The following is a 21,564-nucleotide window of genomic DNA, read 5'->3' as shown; positions in this document are numbered from 1 at the left end:
CAGGGGACCGGCTGCCCTGGTGATGACCTAGTGTCCATTTGTCTAACGAGACCGTCAATAGGTCATGAATACTTGTTTGACAATTTGCTGCCCACCAACACCTCGTAGAGGCCGAGCTCGGGCAGCCGCACCCGGTCGCCCTCGACCTCCAGCGCGCGGCCCGCGATCAGGGCGTGCACCTGCCACTCCCCGGGCCACGGCAGCGTGAGCCAGGACTCGCCGATCGGCACCGGGCGGCGGAAGCGCTGGTCGGCGTCGCCCGAGCGGTTGAGCAGGTGGATCACCCGCGTCGCCCCCGAGCGCGCGAGGACGATCTCCACCTGTTCCGGCAGGCCGGTCTCCACGGCGAGGTCCGGGCCGACGCGGTCGGCGAACAGGTCGCGGTGCGCGCTCAGCCCGGTCTCCCGGTAGCCGCGGCCGACCGTCCACGGCATCAGGACGCCCTTACCCTGGCCGTAGGGGGCGCTCAGCCAGCCCGGATGGCCGCTCTCCCGGTGGCCGTGGCACTTCTCCGGCGGGCCGTACCTGGCCCTGGACAGCGCGAACAGGCCCGCCTCCGCCTTCTCGGCGGGCTCGACCACGTGGAAGGCCCCGATGACCGGCACCATGCCCCGGTCGCCGCGCAGGTGCAGCGAGCGCACGGACTCCTCGCTCTCCATGCTCGCCAGGCGGCGGACCGCGGGTAAGCAGTCGAGCTGGACCTGGTCCACGTCGAATCCGCTCGAACCGGTCGCCAGCACCGTCCCGCCCGCCGCCGCGTAGGCGTCCAGCACACGGGCCGACCGGAGCGGGCCGAGGTCCGGCAGCACGATCAGCCGGTAGCGGGACAGATCGGCCACCGGCAGCTTGTCCTCGGGCAGCACGTCGAAGGGGATGTGCCGTTCCAGCAGCGCCAGGTACAGCCCCTGGAACTCGCCGGTCGCGGGGCGTCCGTCCTTCAGCGGGTCGGGCCGGACCAGCAGCGTGCGCGCCTCGGAGACGAGGTCCCGGTAGACGCCGGCGTGGTCGCGATGGAAGCGGGTGATCTCCGCCGCCATCTCCAGGCACTCGTACGGGCTGTCGTCCGGCGTCCCCATGATGTACGTGGACGGGATCGCGCCCCGCGAGATGGCCTGGAGCAGATACTGCGCGAAGTGGTACGGTTCCTCCCCCGCCATCCGGTAGGGCATGTCCACGAACCCCACCGAGTTGACCAGCACCGGAACCTCCGGCCGATACGACTTGGCCGCGCTGACGTGCTCGCTGGTGCGGTGGTGCCAGAGCGGCCGGCCGACGGCGTTGTTCGCCTCGTGGAAGACGATGTCGGCGTGCTCGCCCAAGATCAGCGCGGCCTGCGGTCTCCGGCGGGCGATCTCGGCGCGGATCCGGGAGTTGAGGTCCTCGATCGTGTCGTGCGCGAACTTGCGCCACCTGAGGTATCCGGGCGAGCCCGGCCCCTCGGGCAGCTCCTCCTCGAACCGGCGGGCGCACGCCAGGCAGTGGCAGACCCCCCAGTACTTACGGCTGTAGTCCACCTCGTTGAACGACATCCAGTTGAGGAAGAAACCGTCGATCTCGTACCTGTCGAGCACCTCGCCGATGACCTCGAACAGCTTGACCTGGTAGTAGTCGCCGCTCGGGCAGACGCTGGCCAGCCCGTTGTAGACCTGGCGAGCGCCGTCGGGGGCCACGAAGCACCACTCGGGGTGTTCCTCGGCCCGCCGGTGGTCGATCTTGGAGAAGTCCATCCTGGCCAGCACCCGCACGCCCCTTCGGCGGGCCGCGGCGACCGCGTCGCCGATCAGGTCACCAGAGGGGCGCTCGGCCAGCCGCCGATTGCGCGTCTGGAAATCCAGGCCGGTCGGATAGTTGGACAGGATGCCGCCGACGCTGATCAACCAGGCATTCGCCCCGAACTCCTCCAGGTAGTCAAGCACCCGCTCCACGTCGAGCCCGGCGTCCACCTCGCGGAGGTTGGTCTGGAACATCCGGAACGGCTCGCGCCACCACGCCCTGCTCATGACCACTCCCAGGTGAGGTGCACGACTTCGATGAGCCCCACGTCCGCCAACTCCACCTCGACCCGGCCGTCGCACATCACCGTGGCGGCCTCGGCGTCCGCGACCAGCAGGCGCGCCGTGGCCCCCTGGGCGCCGGGCGGCAGCGCGACCGACACCGTCTGGGGCGGCAGCGGGATGGTCTCCCTGATGGCGCCGCGCATGGCCATCGGGTTGGTGAGGTTCACGACGGTCACCGCGACGCCGTGCTCGTCCCGGCGTACGGCGAGGTCGGCCAGGCCGGGCCCGCGTACCGTGGCCTCGGGCTCGCCGCCGAGCGCCCACCGCACCGCGTTGGCGATCAGGAGGCCGTGGTCGGCCTGGAGGGCCTCCCAGAAGATCGCGCCGATGTCGAACGGGATGTAGACGACCCGCCCAGGCCCCTCCCTGGTGATCACGGCGGGGGCGTCCGGCGCCTGCCTGGCGTACAGCTCCTCCATCGGCAGGTCGGGGAAGTCGGGCACGAACCGGAACGGCACCCGCGTGCCCGGCCTGGCCTCGACGCGCAGCAGGTGGCTGCCGCCGATGATCCGCTTGGCGCCCCCGAAGCCGGCGTTCACCGGGTGCTCGCCGGTCAGGGCGATGTAGTTGTTCTTCACCGGGCCCCTGACGGGCGCGGTCAGGTCGACGCCGAACACGTCGGCGAGGCCGAAGCCGTCGCGCAGGTCGCCGTGCTCGTCGTACAGGGAGGACTGGTGCGCGGCCACCAGGCCGCCGCCCGCGGCGACGTACTCGCGGATCACCTGGCACTCCGCGTCGCCGAGCTGCTCGGCGTTGGCCAGCACCAGCACCTTGTACGGCCGCAGCCGCTCGGCGGACAGCGCCTGGTCGGCGATGAACTCGAACGGGATCCGGGCCTCGACCAGCGCCTGGTAGAACCCGTTCTCATCGGGGAAGGTGTGCGCCGCCCCCACCTTGAGCTGCCCGGCCCTGCTGGGGTCGAGCAGCGCGACCTCGGCGGTGACCGCCATCTCCGACAGCACCGGCTCCAGCCGCGCGTGCAGGCCGAACGCCTCCACCACCGCCGGCACCCAGCGCGGATCGGAGACGGTGGCGTTGAACTTGGTGAACCACGGGAACGCGCCCTGCGCGAACCCGTCCACGATCCACGTCCGCACCTCCTCGGGCGGGGCCACCGAGTCCTTCCATCGGTGCTGATGGTGCTCGGGGCCGACGGAGGTGATGAGCCCGATCGGCCGGTCTGGATACAGGCCGCGGCTGCGCTTGGCCACCCGCCCCGCCGCCCACGGAGCCTCGTCCCCCGAGCGGCCCTGCTTGTCCACCACGAACATCGGATAGACCCGCCGCACCAGCTCGGGCTCGAGATCGCGGGCCGCGAACATGCCCAGGTTGGGGATGAAGCGGGCGTGCGGCCGCAGGTCCTTGACCGCCGCGTCCCAGATCGAGACCAGCTCGCTGAGCCTGCGCCGCCGCCAGACCACGTACGCGGGCCAGGCGGGGTCGGACGGGTCGCGCTCGCGTTTGGGCAGCTCGAACCCGGTGTCGTCGCGGAACGAGCGCTGCGCGGCCTCGCTGTGGGAGATGCCGGCGTGGCCCTCCCACCGGTTGGCGAAGATCGCGTCGACGTCGTACTCGCGCACGATCTCGCGGGCCACCTCGGTGATGAACTCGCGGTGGTAGTCGGTGAAGGCGCAGGTCAGCCAGATGTCCGGGTACGCCCAGTGCTCGATGGCCGCCCCCTGCGCGTCGCGCGCCAGCCATTCGGGATGCGCCTCGGCCGCGTCGGCGTGCACGGCGTGGGGGTCCACCCTGGCCATGACGTGCATGCCCAATCCCCTGGCGGCCTCGACCAGGGCGCCGAAGGGGTCGGTGTCACCGAGGTAGGTGCTGCGGTGGTGGAACGGGATGCGGGTCGGATAGTAGGCGATGTAGCCGCCGGCGCTGATGCAGGCCGCGTTGGACCTGCTGTCACGCATCACCGAGGTCCAGAAGTCGACATCGAGATGCGCCGGGTCGTTCTCGGCCAGCGTCAGTTGCGTCCAGCGGGTCGCCGTACGCGGCCAGTCGGATGTTCGCATCGTGACACACCTCTCGTCAGGGCTGATCGTCAGACGGGAAATATTGTCATACAAGAGCGCAAGAGAGACAAGGCCACGGTCTCATGGACCTCGAGAACTCCCCCCGGCGGAGGTGATGAGGACGAACACGACGCCTTTGTCATCGGCGTAGCCGCCGACCGCTCACCTGCGCTGACGCCGGGTCAAAGCCACAGCCGCAGGGCGATGGCCGCGGCGACGAGGGGGCCCTGCAGGCTCGCGATGAGCAACCTTCCGCCCTGCGCGAGCGGCTGGCCGCCGCCTTCGGCATGGTGGCCGAGGTCAAGCCTGAGCCCGCGCGCGCATGGAGCGACTGGACGGCTCGCACCGCCCGAGGGAGTTTCCGGGCCGCTCGCCCAGTTGTGGACGCTCGCCCCCAAGACCGGCTATCCCGCATTCTCCCGGAATATGGTGTCCGCACCCGGCGAGAAGGCCAGGCCAGGGCTGGGCGAACTGGCTCAAGGTCACCGTGCGCGCGGCGGTGCTCGCTGGGGCGCACGAGGACATACCGGGGCTGGCGGAGCTGGCGGCACGCAAGGGCTCGAGCCTGCTGATCCGTGAGGCGCGGCGTCTGTACGAGGCACTCTCCGCCAGAGGCACGCGTACGGGCGCGCCTCTTTCCGTTCCGACTTCTCGAGTTCCCGCCGGATCGGACGGACGCGCCGGTCGGGTCGATCTCCTCGTAGGGGCCGCGCCAGGTGATGCGGCGCTCGGAGTGCCGGAGGACGCCCGTCTGCCACAAGGCTCCCTCTAGCGGGGCCCTTTCGAACGTACGGTCGAGTGATGGTGGTTCGGCTAGCATGGCGTGCCATGGCGATCACTGAGGAGTTGATCACGAGGCTGCGGGTCGCGGCCACCGCGGGGGATCCGGACGCCGCTCGCGAGCTAGGCCGCCTGCTGTGCATGCTCAGGACCGACTCTCCGGAAGACGTCATCAACGGGGAGTTCCTCGCTGCTTGGCCGGAGGAGCCGTGGCTCCGCGCCGCCTTGCGCGCCCGCCCCGACGATCAGCTCGCCGCCGTCATGCTCGCCGGGCGGCTCGTCCAGCAGATCGCCTACTGGCAGATCGATGATGACCACGCGATCGCGCAGGGCGAGGACGACCACACCCTCGCTCGCAGGCGGGACGAAGCACACGCTCTCTACGCGCGAGTGCTGAAAGTGGATCCCGGCAATCCCGCCGCGTGCGCCGGAGTCGCCACCTTGAACGCCTGGGCCGACGACGCCGGCGGCATCGACGTACTGGAGCAGAAACCTCCCTACTCGTACTACGAACTCCATCTGGAGGCGGGGTCAGGCTCGTTCGGTCATTCCGAGTGCGTTGTCACCACTCATCCGGACGAGGTGCGCTGGGCCTGCTCATGGCTCATGGCTCCGGTGGTGGCGGAGGTGGAAGAACCTCCCTTCGGCGTAGAGCTTTGCCTCTTCACCTATTCGGACGGGCGGTTCAGCGGCACGATCAACCTCGGCGAGCATTTCACCGCCGATGGCATGCTCAACTGGGACGCGGTCGAGATACCGCCGCTCACCGGCGAGCCGCTCCCCGCGGGCCACCCGGTGGGCACGAGTCACTACGGATACTCCTGCGACTGGGGATGAGTTCGAACCCGCCTTTCAACCGCTCCAGGTCGACACGCAGCGGGTGGACTGCTGGACGGCCGCTCACCTGCGCTGACGCCGGGTCAAAGCCACAGCCGCAGGGCGATGGCCGCGGCGACGAGGGTGATCGATGTGGCGATGAGGACCTTCCCGAGGGTGGAAGCCGGTTTCAGCCTTCTCAGGCTGGGACCTCGGCGCCACCACGTCTTCCGGCCATGGTCCTCATCCTCGGGGGCGGTCATCCGGTCGAGGCCGGCCTTGATGCTGTTGACGATGGGCGTTCCGGTCAGGCCGAATCTGCGCACCGCGCCGTCTGCCAGGGCGTACAGCAGGGTCGAGGCCGTTCCGGGCGCGCTCAGGGTCACGATCGCGAGCAGGAAAGTCTGGGGAGGGCGGTCCAGGCCCACGAGGATCTCTTCGATGTCCGCCGAGGAGAGCTGGCGGCGATGGCTCACCTGGAGCACGTTCTGGTAGTAGCGGACGCTCTCGTCGGCGGCGCAGATGGAGCTGATCGCGTCGATGAGGTAGCGGTGTCGCATCAGCGCGTATTTGACGGTCTCCATGGCCCGTGGATCAGTGGGCAGGGCACGGTGGTCCGCCTCTGATATGACGATGTCCAGCACCTTGCGGTTGCGGGACTGGACGGCGACGTGGAACAACTCGTCCTCCGACATGTCGTCGAGGATCTTGAGAAGGTGCTCGGGGCCCTGCAGGCTCGCGATGAGCAACTTTCCCGAGGGAGAGCTCCGCGGGAGGAGCCGGCTCATCGCAGCGAGCAGCGCCGGTGGGAGGCCAGGCGCCGCCCGGCGCTGGCCACCCAGATCGACCAGCATCTCCTCGACGTCGGCCGCGTGCATCGGCGATGCGTACAGCAGTCGTAGCAGGCTCTCGTAGAAGGTCTGCACGACAACCGAATCGGCCAGCCTTTGGGGCGGGTGGATCGGGTTCGCCCTGATGAACACGCGGTAGGTCTTGCGGTCCTTGTCCGGCACACGTTCGCGTGCCCGCTGCGCCAGCTGCGTGTTGAGGACACCGAGCCGCTGCTCCTCGGAGTTCGCGATGCTCTCACGGCACTGGTGCAGCAACTGCTCCACCGAGGGTTTCGGGGGGCGTGCGACGGCGGTGCGCTGCTCGCCCGAGCCCGGGAGCTGAGCGGAGGTACTGGTTCGGAGCAGCCTGGACGCCGCGGTTCGGTCGGACACGTCGTCGAAGTCGCGCGGCTCCGCCAAGGTGGTGAGCCACCTCATCAGCTCGTGAAGATCAGCACCCTGATAGCGCTCCAGTTCCTTCTCGTAGAACAGGGCCTGGCGCGGATACCCCTCTGGTGGGTCATCGTCCTCCCAGGGCAGCTCCCAGACCCCGTGGGTGGGCGGCACCTCGGCGAAGGAGAGGCGGATCCGGTGCCGGGAGGCGCTGTTGGTCCAGGTGGAGGCCGCCAGCGTGGGGCGGAACCCGTACGGAAGCAGCGCTGCCACGGCGTCCAGGAAGTCCAGCCGCCGATCCAGAGGCAGATGACCGGCCCGCACCACGCAGACCGGCCGCCCGGTGAGCAGCAGCGCCGCCGCCCGCCGTGCCGTGCCGTTCACCTCGCCGGCGAGATGACGCTCGTCGTACGCCGAGGGGGAGAGCCGGAAGGGCACGTTGCCGGAGAAGCTCTCCTTCGTCAGCGCCTCGTACAGGGCACGGTATGACAGTCTGGTCGACTCGGAGGCGATGTCCGCCCAGCGTACGCAGGCGTAGTACGTATTCGCGTACGGGCGTTGGAAGCCGTCCTGGGACTCCGGCTCGGTCTGCAGGGACAGCCCCAGCCAGGGCTCTTTGTCAGGGCCGACGGCGAAGTAGTTGGTCGCCACCCGGGGGAGGGCCTTGGGCTCCATGGTGCCGGAGGTGAACGCCTTGAGCCACATGCCGAACTCCGCGCTGGTGATCGCGCCCGAGCTGCAGCCGATCACACCGTAGTCGTCCAGACTCTCCGGCGTCTTGCCGAGGATCGCCCAGTGGGCGGTCAGCCATCCCATCGCCTGCTCCTCATCGCGCCGGGCTGGATCATGCGGCCGAGCCAGATCACGGGCTCCATCACATTCATGGGGCGGACGGCCCCCCGGATCGTCAGCCCGCCGTTCGCGTTGTCGATGACGTTCAGGAAGTCGTCCGGGTCGAAACGGCCGAGATCCTCATCGATGAACAGGCCCACCGAAGAAGTCACGAAGTATTTGATGCGATCCTGATGGAAGAACGCCTCTATCAGGTCGAGGATCATCTCCGCGTTGTGGTCGTGGGTCTCCCGGCACAGCACCCGGAAGAAATCGGGGACCCGATCCTCGGGCACACGGGGGATTCGCAGCTCATCGCCGGGATCTCGTTCCGAGAACCCCTCTTCCATCGCGATTCGCAACACCTTCGGGTCGTCGTACTTGGTGATGCAGACCGCGATGTGGTGGGGCAGTTTGCCGTCTTCGAACTCGTCGCCGACGAGCATCCGCCCGGCGACCTCGTGCAGTGCGGCGTCCAGATGTTTGAAGGCGTCGCCCACCCGGGCCTCACGGTCGGGGTCGAACATGTAGATCAGCCCGCGGCTCTTGACCAGGCTGTCGACCAGGGTCTTTTTGTCGATATTGGACTCGGACTCGGCGTACAGGTCCCCGCGCAGGTCCAGGAAGTCGAGCTTGAACTTCGGCGCCTTCGCCACGCGCGTCGCCCACGGTCGCCACCATCGTCTGCGCGGCGCCGCCGCCGGGCCGATGATCAACCAGCTGTAGTGGGTGAGTGCCTCGGTCGGGGCCGGGAACGTGCGCGCCTGCAGCAGCGTGTTGCGCAGCTTCGCCAGTTCGGTCCGGGACACCGGGTTCTCCCCGATGAGTCTCCAGCCCGCGTCGCGGGCCTTGTTCAGCGCGATGCTCAGCGCCGCCAGGAAGGCGGTCTTGCCGCTGCCCGATGCCCCCCACATCGCGATGTCGGGCTCGCGATCGCGCTCGGGGTCGCCGGGGGCGGAGTCAGTGTCGACCACCGATGTCCTCATTCTGGGAGACGAAGGGAAGGGAAAGCGCGGCGGCGGACGATGCCACCAGGCCGAGCCGGATCACGAGTTCTTCCGCGTTCACCGCATCCACCTGGAACAGCGCGGCCGAGCCGAGCCGATGCCAGGGGGACGAGGGGGAGGCGGGCGGACTGTCGCAGATGGCCGCGCTCCTCAAATCGTGGCGCTGTTCCATGTCGCGCAGCAGCGCCAGCCAGTCGTGCCGCGCGGGGCAGGCGGGTACGCGGTCGAGACCGGAGCGCGGGGGATGCGGAGGCCGCGCCCCGATGGTGAGCAGTGCCGTCCGCGTGTTGCCCGGCTGCGGGAGCAGCCGGTCGCTCACCTCCGCGAGCAGGTCCTCGAGCTGGGCGGCGTTCGGGTACGTCGGCGGGGTGGGTTGCAGGGACTCCAGGGCGGCCCGTGCCTGCGCCGTGGAGCCGGACCAGACGGCCAAGGCCGGTCGAGTTCGGTCTGCGTGCCTGGTGCCGAACACGTGGGTGCCGTATCCCACGACGGACACCTGGAGGTGCTGGGGGCCGAGACGGTGCTCGGTGAGAAGGTCGATGACGTAGCCGGCCCAGTGGCAGCGATCCTCGAGCTCCTTCAGCGTTCCCGCCGTCTCGATGGCGCACACCAGGTGGGCGGGCCGGGGCGCGGGCGGCAGCAGTGCCGGCAGTGTGGCCACCACTTCCGTCCACGGACGCGTGTCCGGCTGAAGACCGGGGACCTCGGGGAAGCGGACGACGCCGGGTCGCTCCAACACCGCCCGCAGCCGATGTGGTCCGGGCGGGAGCGGCGCGTGGTCGACCGACACCAGGTCCGAAGGCTGGAGCAGGCCTGACCAGGCGGAGACCGCGAGCAGCACGCCGCCCGCGTCGGTGCAGGTAATGCTCACATGGGCATCGTCCCCGGGCGTCGCTCCGGAGCCGAAGAGCCGCCGTCCCACCAGTTCGAGCCTGCCGTCGTCCGCGCGTTCCCGGGCCACGATCAGGTCGTACGCATGACGCAGGGGTGCACCGGCGATCAGCTCCGGGAGTAGCTCCCCGAGCTTGACCCCGGACACCTCGACGACCTGAGCCGATGGGCGCCACTGTCGCAGCGCGCGCAGCGCCGCCTCCTGCTCATGCCCGTCGGCGCAACGCACCACCATCACCGGGTCCTCCTCGTCGGCGGAGATCAGATCTCCGGCGATCCGGAGCACCGCGTCGAAGACCTCATCGCCGGAGGCGGTCAAGGTGGACCACTTGGCGGAGGCTCTGCGCGTGTGGTGCGGCGTGCCGACCTCGTCGACGCGGACTTCGAAGATCCGTATTCCGGCGGCGTCGATCTCCACGACGGCCAGCCGTTCCCTGAACGAGACGATCAGATCGGCGAGATCGCCACGCAACCCACCCTCTGCGAAATGGTTCAAAGATTTCCCCGCCCGTTTCGAACCTTTATTCGTACGAGTCCTATGGCAGCATTAGTGGAACTTATGGCGATAAGGGTTGATAGCTAATCCTTGTCCTTTTTTTGGTGGTTTGTAACCTTTGGTCGCTCTTGGGAAAGCCGTCCGTGGCGGGCCGTCGGACGTAACCTCCGCGAGTTGACATCTATCCTCTTGTGATAAATCAAGATTGCCGGTTGTTTATGGTAGTCAGTGGATTACTCACGGGGTAGGGCGTACGGCGTCCTGTCCCCTCCCCCCCGGAGCCGCGCGTGGTCGGTAGATGGCTGATTGTCTTGTCGGGTGCCCGTCCGGATGTGCTGGAGCGGTGCAAGGGGGAGCGCGCCAGGTTTCACGGCCTGGGCGGCGCCATACTGACCACGGCCTGCGTCGCCGCCATCTCCATGACGTTCGCGCTCGCCTCGGCGCTCAAGGTGTTCGCACCGCTCGCCGTCCTGATCGGCATCGTCTGGGGTGTGGCGATCCTGAGCCTGGACCGGTGGCTCGTCACATCCCTGCCGGCACAAGGTGGACGGCGCTTGTGGCTCGCCCTGCCCCGGGTGCTCCTCGCGTTGCTGCTGGGCGCCGTCATCTCCACGCCGTTGGTCCTGCAGATCTTCAAGCCTGAGATCGATGCCGAGATCGTCGACATCCAGCAGGAGAAGGCCGACGCGTTCACCAGCGCGCAGCAGGGCGGCGAGACCGGCCGGCGCGTAGCCGAACTGCAGAAGTCCGCGGCGGCTCTGCAAGCTGTGATCGCCTCCCGCGGGGAGGTCACGCTCGACCCGGCGGCCGATCCGCGGGTCCGGGAACTGCGTAAGTCGCACGACCAGGCTGTGAAGCAGCGGGACAAGTCCTACCAGGAATGGCAGTGCCAGCTGTACGTCGGGCCGCCCAAATGCGCGAAGAAGGGGTCCGGGCCTCTTGCGGAGGCGGCGGAGAAGGCGTACAGAACCGCCGACGACCGGGTGAAGGACATCGACCGGCAGATAGCGCTGCGCCGGAAACAGCTCAGCGACAGTCAGGAGGCCGGAAAGGCCAGCAGGCTGGCCCAGGCGGAGCAGGATCTGCGCGGCGTACAGACGGAGCTGGGCAAACTGACCAAGCAACAGGGAGGGCTCAGGGACGGCTTCGCCGCCGAGATCCAGGGATCCGACGGCCTGATGCTGCGACTGGAGGCGCTCGGCAGGGTGTCGCAGGCCAACGCGACCCTCAACATGGCCCGGATCCTGCTGTTCCTGTTCATCCTGCTCATCGAGTGTCTGCCGGTCCTCGTCAAGCTGATGCAGCGGCCTGGCAATTACGACATGATCTTGGCTGCGTTGGAGAAGCGGGAGGTCAACGTGGCCATCGACCAGATCTACGAGGCGGACCGGCCACGTCGCGCTCCATGGCGGGACGGCACGACCCGGCCGTACGTCGCGGACGAACCTCGTACCGGAGTCTTCTACGAACCCGGTGTCCCGTATTCACCCCCGCCGGCGGAGCACCCTGAGGACAGGAGCTTCGAGGACGAGGCACTTCGCAACCTCCGAGACAACCGCGCCTCTCGGACAGGCGACGGCAAGCGGACCGAGTACGCCGGATTGACCGATGATTGGTGATCGCGTCGCCGGTCGGTTCGTCATCGAGGCGCGACTGGGCAGCGGCGGCATGGGACGGGTCTGGCGCGGCCGGGACGGCAAGCTCGACCGCGTGGTGGCGCTCAAACAGGTACGCGCGGACGTCGGACGCCTGCCAGAGCTGAAGGCGCGGGCAGAACGGGAGGCGCGGGCGCTGGCCCGGATCGATCACCCGGGCATCGTCCGGGTCCATGACGTGCTCGACGCCCCTGACGGCCCATGGATCGTGATGGACTACGTGCCAGGTACCGCGCTCGGCGCCCTGATCGAGAAGAGACCCCTGTCCGAGCGCGACGTGGTGCGCATCGGCGCCCAGGCGCTCGACGCGCTTGCGGCCGCGCATGCGGTAGGGGTGCTCCACCGCGACGTGAAGCCGGACAACATCCTGATCACCGCTTCAGGCGAGGTCGTCCTGGTGGATTTCGGGATCGCCGCCATCGAGGGCCACGAGCGCATCACCACGCTCGGTCACGTGATCGGCACCCCGGACTTCATAGCCCCTGAGCGGCTACGAGGCATCCCGGTAGACGGAGCGGCCGATCTGTGGTCGCTCGGCGCCACCCTCTACACGGCCTTGGAGGGACGTCCACCCTTCCATCGGAGCACTGAGGAAGCCACCAAGTTCGCGATCCTCGCTCTCCCCCCGGACCCCATGACCCGGGCGGGCGGACTCAAGTCGACGATCAACCGCCTGCTGGTCAAGAGCCCGGTCAACAGGATGACGGCCGATGAACTGGCGCGGCGACTGCGACAGGCCCCCAGGGGCGATCCCGGGACGGGGCCGCGGCGGACGCGGCACGACTCCGCCACTCGACCACCTCCGCCTCACCGGGCGAACGGAACCGGAGCGAGCGGCGGCTCCCCCGGAGCGAGCGGCGGCTCCCCCGGACGGAGCGGCGGCCGAGGTGGAAACGGCGCGGGAGCGGGTGGTCAGGGCGCGGGAAGGGGTGGAAACGGCGCGGGAGCGGGTGGTGAGGGCGCGGGAAGGGGTGGTGACGGGGCGGCGCAACGAGTGCGACGGACGCTCGCCGGTGCCGACGCCGCGGAAAGAGGCTCGATGCTCCTCGCGCTGCCGGCCGCCGAGGCAGCGGTCCTCCTCGCCCAGCAGTGGCAGCTGTTCACGACCGCCGCGGTGGAGGAGCTGTGCCGCCAGGCGACGAAGAGCGCGAAGATCCTGCAGATGTTGCTCCCGCACCGCGTCGGCTGGCTGCTGGACCAGGTACGAGACCCGAACCTGGTGGCCGGGGTCGTACTCGCGATGGAGCCCCACCACCGCGGACGCATGCTCGCTCACATGCACGATCGGCACTCCGCGGCGGCCCTCGAAGCGATGGCTGCCATCGACACCCGGCAGACCGGTCTCGTCGTCGCCGCGATGCCGGAGGGCCCGGCTGGTCAGGCGCTGAGCCGCCTCCCATCCGCCACAATCGCCGGGTTGCTCGTGAATTGCCCGCCTTCCCGTCGCGACCGCCTGCTGCCCCTGCTGCCGTCCGCGACCCGCGAGGACGTTGCGCGGAGACTCGCCGCCAAGGGATAGCCGCTGATCTTAGGCAGATCGGATGTCTGCGGCACCCCTTGTGCGGCCTTTGAGATGAGACGTCCTGAGGCGTCCAAGGTTGCCCCCTAGATCGAACACGGTGTTCGACGCTGACCTACTGCGACATGACCACCGGCCCGGACGGCGTCCACCTCGACGTCGCCCAGCGCCTGGCGGGCCGCCCATGCCATCAACACGACCTATGGTTGTGCCGTGAGCGGGTCGGCCTGCCGTATCCTGCCGCAGGAGCCGCCCGCCTATGCCTTCGCCTCCTGGTATGTACCCTTACCGGTGTGAACCGCCGCCTGCACACCCGTCCTCCAGTCCTCGCGGACGTGGCGAGGGTCGCGGGCGTGTCCGTACCCACCGTGTCTCGGGTGCTGAGCGGTTCCGCGCCGGTGAGCGCCGACAAGCGCAGGCAGGTGCTGCGCGCGATCCAGGAACTGGGATACCGCCCCAACGCCGCCGCGCGTGCCCTGGCGACCGGCAAACGCTCGATCATCAGCGTGCTGACCAGCGACACCACCAGGTACGGCTACGCCAGTGCGATCCGCGGGATCGAGGAGGCCGCCCGCGCGGTCGGCCTCGTGGTCGCCCTCACGCTGCTGGACGGGGACGACAATGAGTCCGCGCGGGTCGCCGTGGACCTGGCGCTCGGCCAGCCGCTCGCCGGGGTGATCGTGCTCGAGTTCGACATCCAGGGCAGCCGGGCGCTGGCGGCCCTGCCCAGGACGATCCCCACGGCGGCAGTTTCCTCCGCAGGGCAGGGGAGGAGTGTCCCGCGGGCGCTGTTCGACGACCGCGCCGGCGCCCGTGACGCCACAAACTACCTGCTCGGCCTGGGCCATCGCACCGTTCACCATGTGGGGATACCGGAGTCGGGCAGGCCGAGCGGGCGGCTGCTCGGCTGGCGGGAGGCTCTGGAGGCGGCCGGAGCTCCGATTCCTGAGATTGTGGAGAGCGACGAGACCCCTCGCTCCGGCCTCCGGGCCGGTGCGCATCTCGCCGGGCGCGGAGACGTGACCGCGGTCCTGTGCGGGAACGACGAGGTCGCCTTCGGTGTGATCAAGGCGTTCCAGGACGAGGGGATGCGGGTACCCGAGGACGTCAGCGTCGTCGGCTTCGACGACCACCCGCTGGCGGAGATCTGGACGCCGTCGCTGACCACGATGCGCCAGGACTTCGCCGAACTGGGACGTACGGCGGTCGACTTCCTGCTCGGCCGGCTGGCGGGCGTGCCCGTCGAGGCGCCGCACTCCACCCCGCGCCTCGTTGTGCGCGGGAGCGCCGCTCCTCCCACCCGCTGAGGCCACGTTTCGAAAGCGTTATCAGCGCATTTCCCCTGGCCACTTGCGGCCTCCTTCTGATAAACGCTTTCATGGCTGAACCGCACCATATGTCCGGCTTAAGGAACGTGATGACGAGCAGAACCATCCAGTGGCATCCCGGCTCCCTGGAGCTGGTCCTCGATCGACGCGAGGACGCTCCGATCCGCATCGCGAGGTTCGGGACCGCACCAGCACCGGGCGAGGTGCTCCTCTCCCGGGTGCAGCCGCTGGTCGAGCTGATGGTTCTGGGGGAGGGCAGGGCGCTGTCCAACACCCGGTTCAGTGACACCGCCGCCGGATCGCGACTGCGTTTCGCGGATGCGGTCGAGCGCGCGGACGGCGACTGGCGCGAGCTACGCGTGCGGCAGCGTGACGAGACGACCGGGCTGGAGGCCACCAGCGTCTTCCGCGCCAGGACGGACGTCCCGGCCGTCCAGACCTGGACCGAGGTCACCAACACCGGATCGGTTTCCCGGGTGCTGCAGATGGTCTCGTCCTTCGGCTCCGGCGCGCTGGCCGAGTCACCGGACGACGGCGAGCTGGTCCTGTGGCGGGCGCGCACGGACTGGTGCGCCGAGGGCAGATGGACGGGCATCCCGCTGGCTGGCCCGGACGGGCTGGCGGACATCGACGGCGAACTGCACGGGCACGACGGCCGGGGTGCGCTCGTCACGGTGAGCAAGAGCACCTGGTCCTCGGGCGAGTACCTGCCGACCGGCGTGCTGGCCGACGCCCGCACCGGCCGGGCCTGGGGCTGGCAGATCGAGCACAACGGCGCATGGCGGTGGGAGGTGGACCGCCGCCGCGGCGGCGCGGACTCCATCGCCCTCGTGCTGAGCGGTCCTACCGACCTCGACCACCAGTGGAGCACCCGCCTGGCTCCAGGAGAGCGGTTCATCACCGTTCCCGTGTCCGTCGCCGTGTCCGACGAGGGCTACCAGGGAGCGCTGGCCGCCCTCACCCGGCAGCGCAGGGCGATCCGCCGCGCGCATTCCGCGGGCGACGCGCTGCCAGTTGTCTTCAACGACTACATGAACACCCTCATGGGCGACCCGACCACCGAGCGCCTGCTGCCGCTCGTCGACACCGCCGCCGAGGCGGGCGCGGAGTACTTCTGCGTCGACGCGGGCTGGTACGACGACGGCGGGAACTGGTGGGACAGCGTCGGTGAGTGGCGCTCCTCGGCCGGCCGCTTCCCCGACGGCGGGCTCGCCCGGGTCTTCGACCACGTCAGGGCCAGGGGTATGCGCCCCGGCCTGTGGCTGGAGCCGGAGGTTGTTGGCGTGCGCAGCCCGCTCGCCGCGCTTCTGCCCGTCGAGGCGTTCCTGATCAGGAACGGCGAGCGCGTCGTCGAGCACGGCAGGTACTTCCTCGACCTGCGCCACCCCGCGGCCAGGAAGCACCTCGACGAGGTGGTCGACCGGCTGGTACAGGACTACGGAATCGGATTCTTCAAGCTCGACTACAACGTCACCCCGGGAGCGGGCACCGACAGGGATGCACTCCAGCCGGGGGAGGGGCTGCTCGCGCTCAACCGCGCCCACCTGGAATGGCTCGACGGCCTGCTCGACCGGCACCCGGAAGTGGTCTTCGAGAACTGCGCCTCGGGCGCGATGCGGGCAGACTACGCCCTGCTGTCTCGCCTCCAGTTGCAGTCGACCTCGGATCAGCAGGATGCTCGCCTCTACGCCGCCATCGCGGCCTCCGCGCCCGCCTCAGTGCTCCCCGAGCAGGCGGGCAACTGGGCCTACCCGCAGCCCGGGATGCCTGCGGAGGAGCTCGCCTTCACCATGGTCAACGGCCTGGCCGGGCGGCTCTACCTGTCCGGTCACCTCGACGGGATGAGCCCCGCCGAGCTCGCGCTCGTCTCGGACGGGGTGGCGGTGCACAAGCGGATCAGGGCCGAGGTCGCCGCGGCCGAGCCGTTCTGGCCGCTGGGGCTGCCCGCCTGGACCGACGAGGTTGTCGCGCTCGGCCTGCGCACCGGCGAGACGGTGTTCTTGGCCGTGTGGCAGCGAGCGGGCGGGCCGCACGACATCCAGCTCGACCTGCCCGGCCTGGGCGGGCGCGCTCTCCGCGTGGAGACCGAGTATCCGGCTGCGCTGCCCGCCTGGCAGCACCGGTGGGAGGCCCACGCCGGGCGCCTCACGCTCCGCCCCGCCGTATCTGGACCGACCGCCCGCCTGTTCCGGCTTCAGCCGACGGATTGAACCCTTCCAGTGTTAACGCTCACACCCCCATCGAGGAGAATCATGAAAACTCGAGGCCTTTACCGTACGGCTGCCGCCATGTGCGGCGCGCTCCTGCTGGCCGGCTGCTCCGCGGGCAACCCCGAGACGCCCTCCGCGCCGACCGCGGCGACCGCGTGGCCAGACCCGGGCGCGTCCTTGCAGGGAGTGACGCTCACCCTGTGGATGTCGACGCAGACCGCCTCGATGGCCGACAACGTCATCCAGGCGTTCGAGGCCAAGACCGGAGCGAAGGTCAACAAGGTTGTCATCCCCGACGTCTACGAGACCAACGCGCCGACCAAGCTCGCCACCGGAGCCAAGCCGGACCTGGCCACCTGGCAGCCGACCGGCAGCATGCTCGCGCTCCTCAAGCCCGCCACCGACCTGCAGAGCCTGGACGGCGCGCCGTGGCTGACCAAGCAGACGCCGGCCATCCAGAAGCTGGGCCTGGTCGACGGCCGCCACTACGCGGCCTTCGTCAACGTCCCCTCGGTCCTCGGGATCTTCTACAACAAGGCCGTCTTCCAGAAGGCGAGCGTCACCGGCACGCCGAAGAACTTCCAGGAACTGCTCGCCGATGCCCAGAAGATCAAGGCGGCGGGGGTGGCACCGTTCTTCGGCGCCACCGGCGATCAGTGGCCGACCCAGTGGTGGCCGCAGGTCATGACGGCCGAGGCGTCGAAGAGCGGCCTGTGGGAGCGGGTCAGCCAGAACAAGGAGAAGTTCACCGATCCGACGATCCTCGGCGCAGTCAAGCAGTTCCAGGACATGGTGAAGCAGGGCCTGTTCAACAAGGACGACAAGACCTCCAAGTACACCGAGTCAGGCCCCGCCCTGCTCAAGGGCAAGGCGGCGATGGTGCTGCAGCTCACCTCGTTCGCGTCGCTCATGCAGTCGACGGCGGACACGGCGACCATCGACAAGGAGATCGGCTGGTTCCCGATCTCCAAGGACGGCAACCTCGCCACGTCGGTGCCCGGTGGCGACAACGCGCTGGTCGCCTTCAGGACCGGCGACGCCAAACGGGAGGCGGGCGCCCGGCAGTTCCTGCGGTTCTGGCTGGAGACCTACTACCCCGAGTACGTGAAGTCCGCGGGCGCGGTGTCGATCGAGCCCGCCGTACCGACTCCAGACGGGGTGCCAGAGGTCGTGAAGCAGGCCACGGCCGCGCTGGACGACGCGGCCGGTTCGATGCAGCAGAACGCGGCGGTGAACCCGGACTTCTACGTGAACCTGGCGAACATGGTCAACGGGACCATGACCCCCGAACAGGCGACCTCCACGACGCAGGCCCAGTTCGCGCAGCTCGCGCAGGCGCTCGGGATCAAGGGTTTCTGACGGACGCCATGATCCCCTCTCTCCCGCCGCGGCGAGCGGTGCTGTATCCCAACTGGTTCCTGGCTCCGGCGTTCGCCGTGCTGGCCGTGTTCTTCTTCCTGCCGACGCTCTTCAACTTCGTCTACGCGTTCACCGACTGGTCGGCCTTTCACAACGACATCAACCCGGTGGGACTGGCCAATGTCGAGGCCGTGCTGTCCAACGGCGCCCTGCTGTCTTCACTGCGGATCACTGTCGTCTACGCCGTCCTCGTCGCGATCATGCAGACGGGGTTCGGGCTCGGGCTTGCCCTGCTGCTGGAGCGCGACACCCGGATCAACCGGTTCGCCAGGGTTGTCTTCTTCATCCCAGTGCTGATGTCGGCCCTGGCGGTGGGGTACACCTTCCAGGCGCTCCTCAAGCCCGACGGCCCGGTCAACGGTCTCCTCGGCGCGCTCGCCGGCCAGGACGTGACGATCCCGTGGCTCGGCAGTACCACCTGGACGGTGGTGACGGTGGCCTTCGTGAACTCCTGGAAGTGGATGGGGCTGGCGATGGTGATCTTCCTCGCCGGTCTCAAGACGGTCCCCGCCGACGTGCTGGAGGCTGCCAGGATCGACGGGGCCGGCAGGTGGAGGACCTTCCGCTCGATTAGGTTCCCGCTGATCGCGCCCGCTGTGACCTTCAACGTCGCGACCGCGTTGCTGGGCTCCTTCAACGGGTTCGACACGATCCTGGCCACCACCGGGGGCGGGCCCGCCCAGCAGACCGAGGTGCTCGACATCTACATCTTCCGCGTCTACGGCAACGGCCTGTTCGCCCAGGCGACGACGATGAGCCTCGCGCTCCTCCTCCTCGTCACCCTGCTGGCCTTTCCCGTCATCGGATACCTGCGCAAGAGGGAGCGCGTCCTGTGAGGATCTCTCGCTTCGTCCACCCGGCCGCCGTCCTCGTCCTGTCCGCCGTGGTCATCGGGATCCCGCTGTGGCTGGCCCTGGCCACCTCGGCCAAGACGCAGGGTGAGGCGAACCTGCCCGACCTGTCGCTCCCGCGGGTGTGGCACCTGTGGGAGAACTATTCCCAGGCGTTCACGGAGGGGCGCGTGCTGTGGGGGCTGTTCGGCAGCCTGCTGGTGATGGTGCCGTCCGTGGCCGGGGTGCTGATCTTCGGCTCGCTGGCGTCCTGGGTGCTCGCCAGGCGGGCGGGCCGCGCCATGGCCGTGCTCTACGCGGCTGCGATCAGCGGGATCATCCTGCCGCCCGCCGTCGTCACGATCGTCCTGCTGCTGCGGCAACTCCACCTGGCCAGTACGCCGATCGGGATGATGCTGGTCTACATGGGGATGTACATGTCTCTGGTGATCTTCTTCGTCACGGGTTTCGTGCGGACCATCCCGGTCGAGGTGGAGGAGGCGGCCCGGATGGACGGCGCACGGCCGCTCGGCATCTTCGTCAAGGTCGTGCTGCCTCTGCTGCGCCCGGTCATCGCGACCGCCACGATCCTTATCTGCCTCTACATCTGGAACGACGTCTTCTACGCCTTCTTCGTGCTCGGCGGAGGGGAGTACTCGACGCTCCCGCTGAACCTGTACTCGGTGGCAAGCAGCAACTTGTACCAGAACAACTGGAACCTGGTCTTCGCCTACGTCGTCCTCATGAGCCTGCCGCTGATCGTCGTCTTCGTCATCGCCCAACGGCGGATCATCTCCGGCATCACCGGAGGCGCCGTCAAGTAGCGGTGGTCCGCTACCTGCCGGGCTGCACTTTGTCGTCTCAGATCTACGCTCTGCGCGCCGAGGCGGACGGGTACGGCTGAGCTACACACACAATGCCGCGTGAGCCGTCCGAGGCTCGACGGCGACATCTTCCTGAGTCTCCAGAGCGAAGGAGGGGTTATCCCTGCTCATCGCCGTAGGCAAGCTCCTCTTCGGTGATGTCGAGATCGCTCGATCGTGACGTGGTGCTGTACGGACAATCGATGGGCGATCAACGAGCGGTGGCAGGCCTCCGAGTCACTCTCGACACCGAGCAGCACCACGATTCCACTGCTCGGCACGGTGGGTGTGAGGTCGGCGCGGTCGAGGATCTCGGTGGTGAGCGGCGCCAGGAGTGCGGGTGAGTCGGACTTTGGAGTTGTGTCGGTTCGGGCGGGTAGATCTGGCGGAGGAGGCCGGGTCCGACTTCGGACCAGCTGATCAGTAGCAGCGGAGCGACGGCATCGACGTCCGCTTTGTCGTACTCGCCGCTCGCGAGGGGTTTGGCGATGTGAGTCCGAGAGTGGCGAGACCGGAGAAGATCAGGAGGCCTCGGGCGGGATGGAGTCCGGTAGTACTGGGGTGGCGTAGAGACGTACTGGATGCCGAGGAGGAGTCCCACTACTGACAGGTCGACGGCGGGTCCGGCCAGGGGTGCGCACCCGGCGGGGCCGCCAACTTCTATCCCTTGGGGCGCGGTCCGCCGGGCCGCTCGCTGTAGTAGTTTCCCCGGTTGATCTTGACATCGGGTGGGAGAACCGAGACTTCATGTCCCTGAACTGGGGTGGGTGGTTCGCGCCGGGCCAAGTACGGCCCACCACCCACCCGTGACTGACTTCCGGTGCTGGGCGCCCGGAGCCCGCCCCGATCGTCCTCGCTCCGCTCGGGCTGTGTTTCCCGGTGTCGGGCTTCGCCCGACGCTCGCGCCTTCACGTCGATCTCGACTGCGCAGCTCTTCTGATTCGTTCAGCCTTCCTCTGCGGGATGTGACCGACTGCGAGAAGACCTACGTGATGCAGTTCGCCGAGTTGGAAGGCTTCAACCACGTCCATTTCCACACCGTCCCTCGAATGGCGGATCTCAGCGCTGACCTGCGCGGCCCGAAGATACTCGGGCTGATGAGCCGCGATGAGGACGCCGCCCTACCGACTGATGGATGAGCGCTGGATCCGCCGATCCGCTGTTGCAACTTGCGGAATAGGGACCTGGATCCATGATGAGCCGCTTGCTCGCCGAACCAGGCGAGGTGTTTCTAACTTGGTGCTCGACTCGGTGCCGGATGTACTCGTCGGGGTGGTTCGGACGATGTGGATGGAGGCCGAGACGGCGTCCCTGAGTTCGGCTTGGTAACGGCTGGGTTTGAGGTCGAGCCCGGGAACGATGCAGCGACGTACGCCGAGGAGTACGGCGACGGGAACCTGACTCTCAAGCGGGAAAGGACGTTTCTCGGTCCACAGACTGATCAGTGGGATATGCCCAGGGCAACCTCAGCGCGCAGGTGTTCCCAAGCGGTCCACCGTGCGGTCAGTCGGCATATTGCCTCGGCATGTCCGTGGCCATGTAAAAGTCCCCACAGGTGGCCAGTTCGAGGTCACCACTGATGGCCGGTTTAGGTCCCCGCTTCTTCTTCGCGCTGTTCGCG

General features: G+C 68.6%; 14 protein-coding genes. 9 read left to right on the top strand and 5 right to left on the bottom strand.

Features of this window, described 5'->3' with window-relative positions; genetic code table 11:
- Positions 1 to 62: 62 nt before the first annotated feature.
- Together AB0H88_RS50680 and AB0H88_RS50675 are read right to left on the bottom strand one after the other, a co-directional pair.
- Positions 63 to 2,000, bottom strand: a complete 1,938-nt coding sequence (locus tag AB0H88_RS50680; RefSeq protein ID WP_357657181.1) for an alpha-amylase family protein — start codon at positions 1,998 to 2,000, stop codon at positions 63 to 65.
- Entirely contained in the window at positions 1,997 to 4,075 is a 2,079-nt protein-coding gene (locus AB0H88_RS50675; protein ID WP_357657179.1) for an alpha-amylase family protein, read from the bottom strand. Before AB0H88_RS50675 ends, AB0H88_RS50680 begins: the two co-directional genes overlap by 4 nt.
- A gap of 828 nt (positions 4,076 to 4,903) precedes the next feature.
- Here AB0H88_RS50675 and AB0H88_RS50670 point away from each other — a divergent pair.
- Positions 4,904 to 5,692 (top strand): hypothetical protein, encoded by a 789-nt coding sequence (locus tag AB0H88_RS50670; protein ID WP_357657178.1) that lies wholly within the window; start codon positions 4,904 to 4,906, stop codon positions 5,690 to 5,692.
- 83 nt (positions 5,693 to 5,775) lie between these two features.
- Here the strand turns inward: AB0H88_RS50670 and AB0H88_RS50665 are convergent, their stop codons facing one another.
- The 3 genes from AB0H88_RS50665 to AB0H88_RS50655 are packed head-to-tail and all read right to left on the bottom strand — an operon-like array spanning position 5,776 to position 10,119.
- Positions 5,776 to 7,710 (bottom strand): hypothetical protein, encoded by a 1,935-nt coding sequence (locus AB0H88_RS50665; protein WP_357657176.1) that lies wholly within the window; start codon positions 7,708 to 7,710, stop codon positions 5,776 to 5,778.
- Positions 7,698 to 8,699 carry a hypothetical protein gene (locus AB0H88_RS50660; protein ID WP_357657175.1) on the bottom strand — a complete coding sequence of 334 codons (1,002 nt, stop codon included), beginning with the start codon at positions 8,697 to 8,699 and terminating at the stop codon, positions 7,698 to 7,700. The genes AB0H88_RS50665 and AB0H88_RS50660 overlap by 13 nt, the downstream gene beginning before the upstream one ends.
- Positions 8,686 to 10,119 carry a hypothetical protein gene (locus AB0H88_RS50655; RefSeq protein ID WP_357657174.1) on the bottom strand — a complete coding sequence of 478 codons (1,434 nt, stop codon included), beginning with the start codon at positions 10,117 to 10,119 and terminating at the stop codon, positions 8,686 to 8,688. Before AB0H88_RS50655 ends, AB0H88_RS50660 begins: the two co-directional genes overlap by 14 nt.
- Before the next feature lie 287 nt (positions 10,120 to 10,406).
- Between AB0H88_RS50655 and AB0H88_RS50650 the strand changes: the two genes are divergently transcribed.
- The 8 genes from AB0H88_RS50650 (at position 10,407) to AB0H88_RS50615 (ending at position 21,082) form a co-directional block, all read left to right on the top strand.
- Positions 10,407 to 11,738, top strand: a complete 1,332-nt coding sequence (locus tag AB0H88_RS50650) for a DUF4407 domain-containing protein (RefSeq protein ID WP_357657172.1) — start codon at positions 10,407 to 10,409, stop codon at positions 11,736 to 11,738.
- Positions 11,728 to 13,293, top strand: coding sequence for a serine/threonine-protein kinase (locus tag AB0H88_RS50645; protein WP_357657171.1), 1,566 nt, complete (start codon positions 11,728 to 11,730; stop codon positions 13,291 to 13,293). Before AB0H88_RS50650 ends, AB0H88_RS50645 begins: the two co-directional genes overlap by 11 nt.
- Before the next feature lie 293 nt (positions 13,294 to 13,586).
- Positions 13,587 to 14,600 carry a LacI family DNA-binding transcriptional regulator gene (locus AB0H88_RS50640; protein WP_357657169.1) on the top strand — a complete coding sequence of 338 codons (1,014 nt, stop codon included), beginning with the start codon at positions 13,587 to 13,589 and terminating at the stop codon, positions 14,598 to 14,600.
- A 110-nt stretch (positions 14,601 to 14,710) separates the two neighbouring features.
- Complete coding sequence (locus AB0H88_RS50635; protein ID WP_357657167.1) at positions 14,711 to 16,831, top strand: glycoside hydrolase family 36 protein; 2,121 nt, start codon at positions 14,711 to 14,713, stop codon at positions 16,829 to 16,831.
- A gap of 42 nt (positions 16,832 to 16,873) precedes the next feature.
- Entirely contained in the window at positions 16,874 to 18,190 is a 1,317-nt protein-coding gene (locus tag AB0H88_RS50630; RefSeq protein WP_357657165.1) for an extracellular solute-binding protein, read from the top strand.
- Positions 18,191 to 18,198: 8 nt separating this feature from the next.
- Positions 18,199 to 19,086: a sugar ABC transporter permease gene (locus AB0H88_RS50625; protein WP_357657163.1), complete on the top strand. Its 888-nt coding sequence runs from the start codon at positions 18,199 to 18,201 to the stop codon at positions 19,084 to 19,086.
- Positions 19,083 to 19,904: a carbohydrate ABC transporter permease gene (locus tag AB0H88_RS50620; protein WP_357657162.1), complete on the top strand. Its 822-nt coding sequence runs from the start codon at positions 19,083 to 19,085 to the stop codon at positions 19,902 to 19,904. The genes AB0H88_RS50625 and AB0H88_RS50620 overlap by 4 nt, the downstream gene beginning before the upstream one ends.
- 1,004 nt (positions 19,905 to 20,908) lie before the next feature.
- The gene (locus tag AB0H88_RS50615; protein WP_357657160.1) at positions 20,909 to 21,082 is read left to right on the top strand and encodes a hypothetical protein; all 174 of its coding nucleotides are present in this window, start codon (positions 20,909 to 20,911) and stop codon (positions 21,080 to 21,082) included.
- Positions 21,083 to 21,564 lie beyond the last annotated feature (482 nt).

The organism is Nonomuraea sp. NPDC050680 (genome assembly GCF_040654555.1).
Classification (GTDB): domain Bacteria; phylum Actinomycetota; class Actinomycetes; order Streptosporangiales; family Streptosporangiaceae; genus Nonomuraea.
This window is presented reverse-complemented; position numbering and strand designations above follow the sequence as displayed.

Coding starts and splice junctions, on each gene's coding strand:
- AB0H88_RS50625 (WP_357657163.1), top strand. CDS start 18,199: ATGATCCCCTCTCTCCCGCCGCGGCGAGCGGTGCTGTATCCCAACTGG.
- AB0H88_RS50635 (WP_357657167.1), top strand. CDS start 14,711: ATGACGAGCAGAACCATCCAGTGGCATCCCGGCTCCCTGGAGCTGGTC.
- AB0H88_RS50675 (WP_357657179.1), bottom strand. CDS start 4,075: ATGCGAACATCCGACTGGCCGCGTACGGCGACCCGCTGGACGCAACTG.
- AB0H88_RS50630 (WP_357657165.1), top strand. CDS start 16,874: ATGAAAACTCGAGGCCTTTACCGTACGGCTGCCGCCATGTGCGGCGCG.
- AB0H88_RS50665 (WP_357657176.1), bottom strand. CDS start 7,710: ATGGGATGGCTGACCGCCCACTGGGCGATCCTCGGCAAGACGCCGGAG.
- AB0H88_RS50680 (WP_357657181.1), bottom strand. CDS start 2,000: ATGAGCAGGGCGTGGTGGCGCGAGCCGTTCCGGATGTTCCAGACCAAC.
- AB0H88_RS50670 (WP_357657178.1), top strand. CDS start 4,904: ATGGCGATCACTGAGGAGTTGATCACGAGGCTGCGGGTCGCGGCCACC.
- AB0H88_RS50645 (WP_357657171.1), top strand. CDS start 11,728: ATGATTGGTGATCGCGTCGCCGGTCGGTTCGTCATCGAGGCGCGACTG.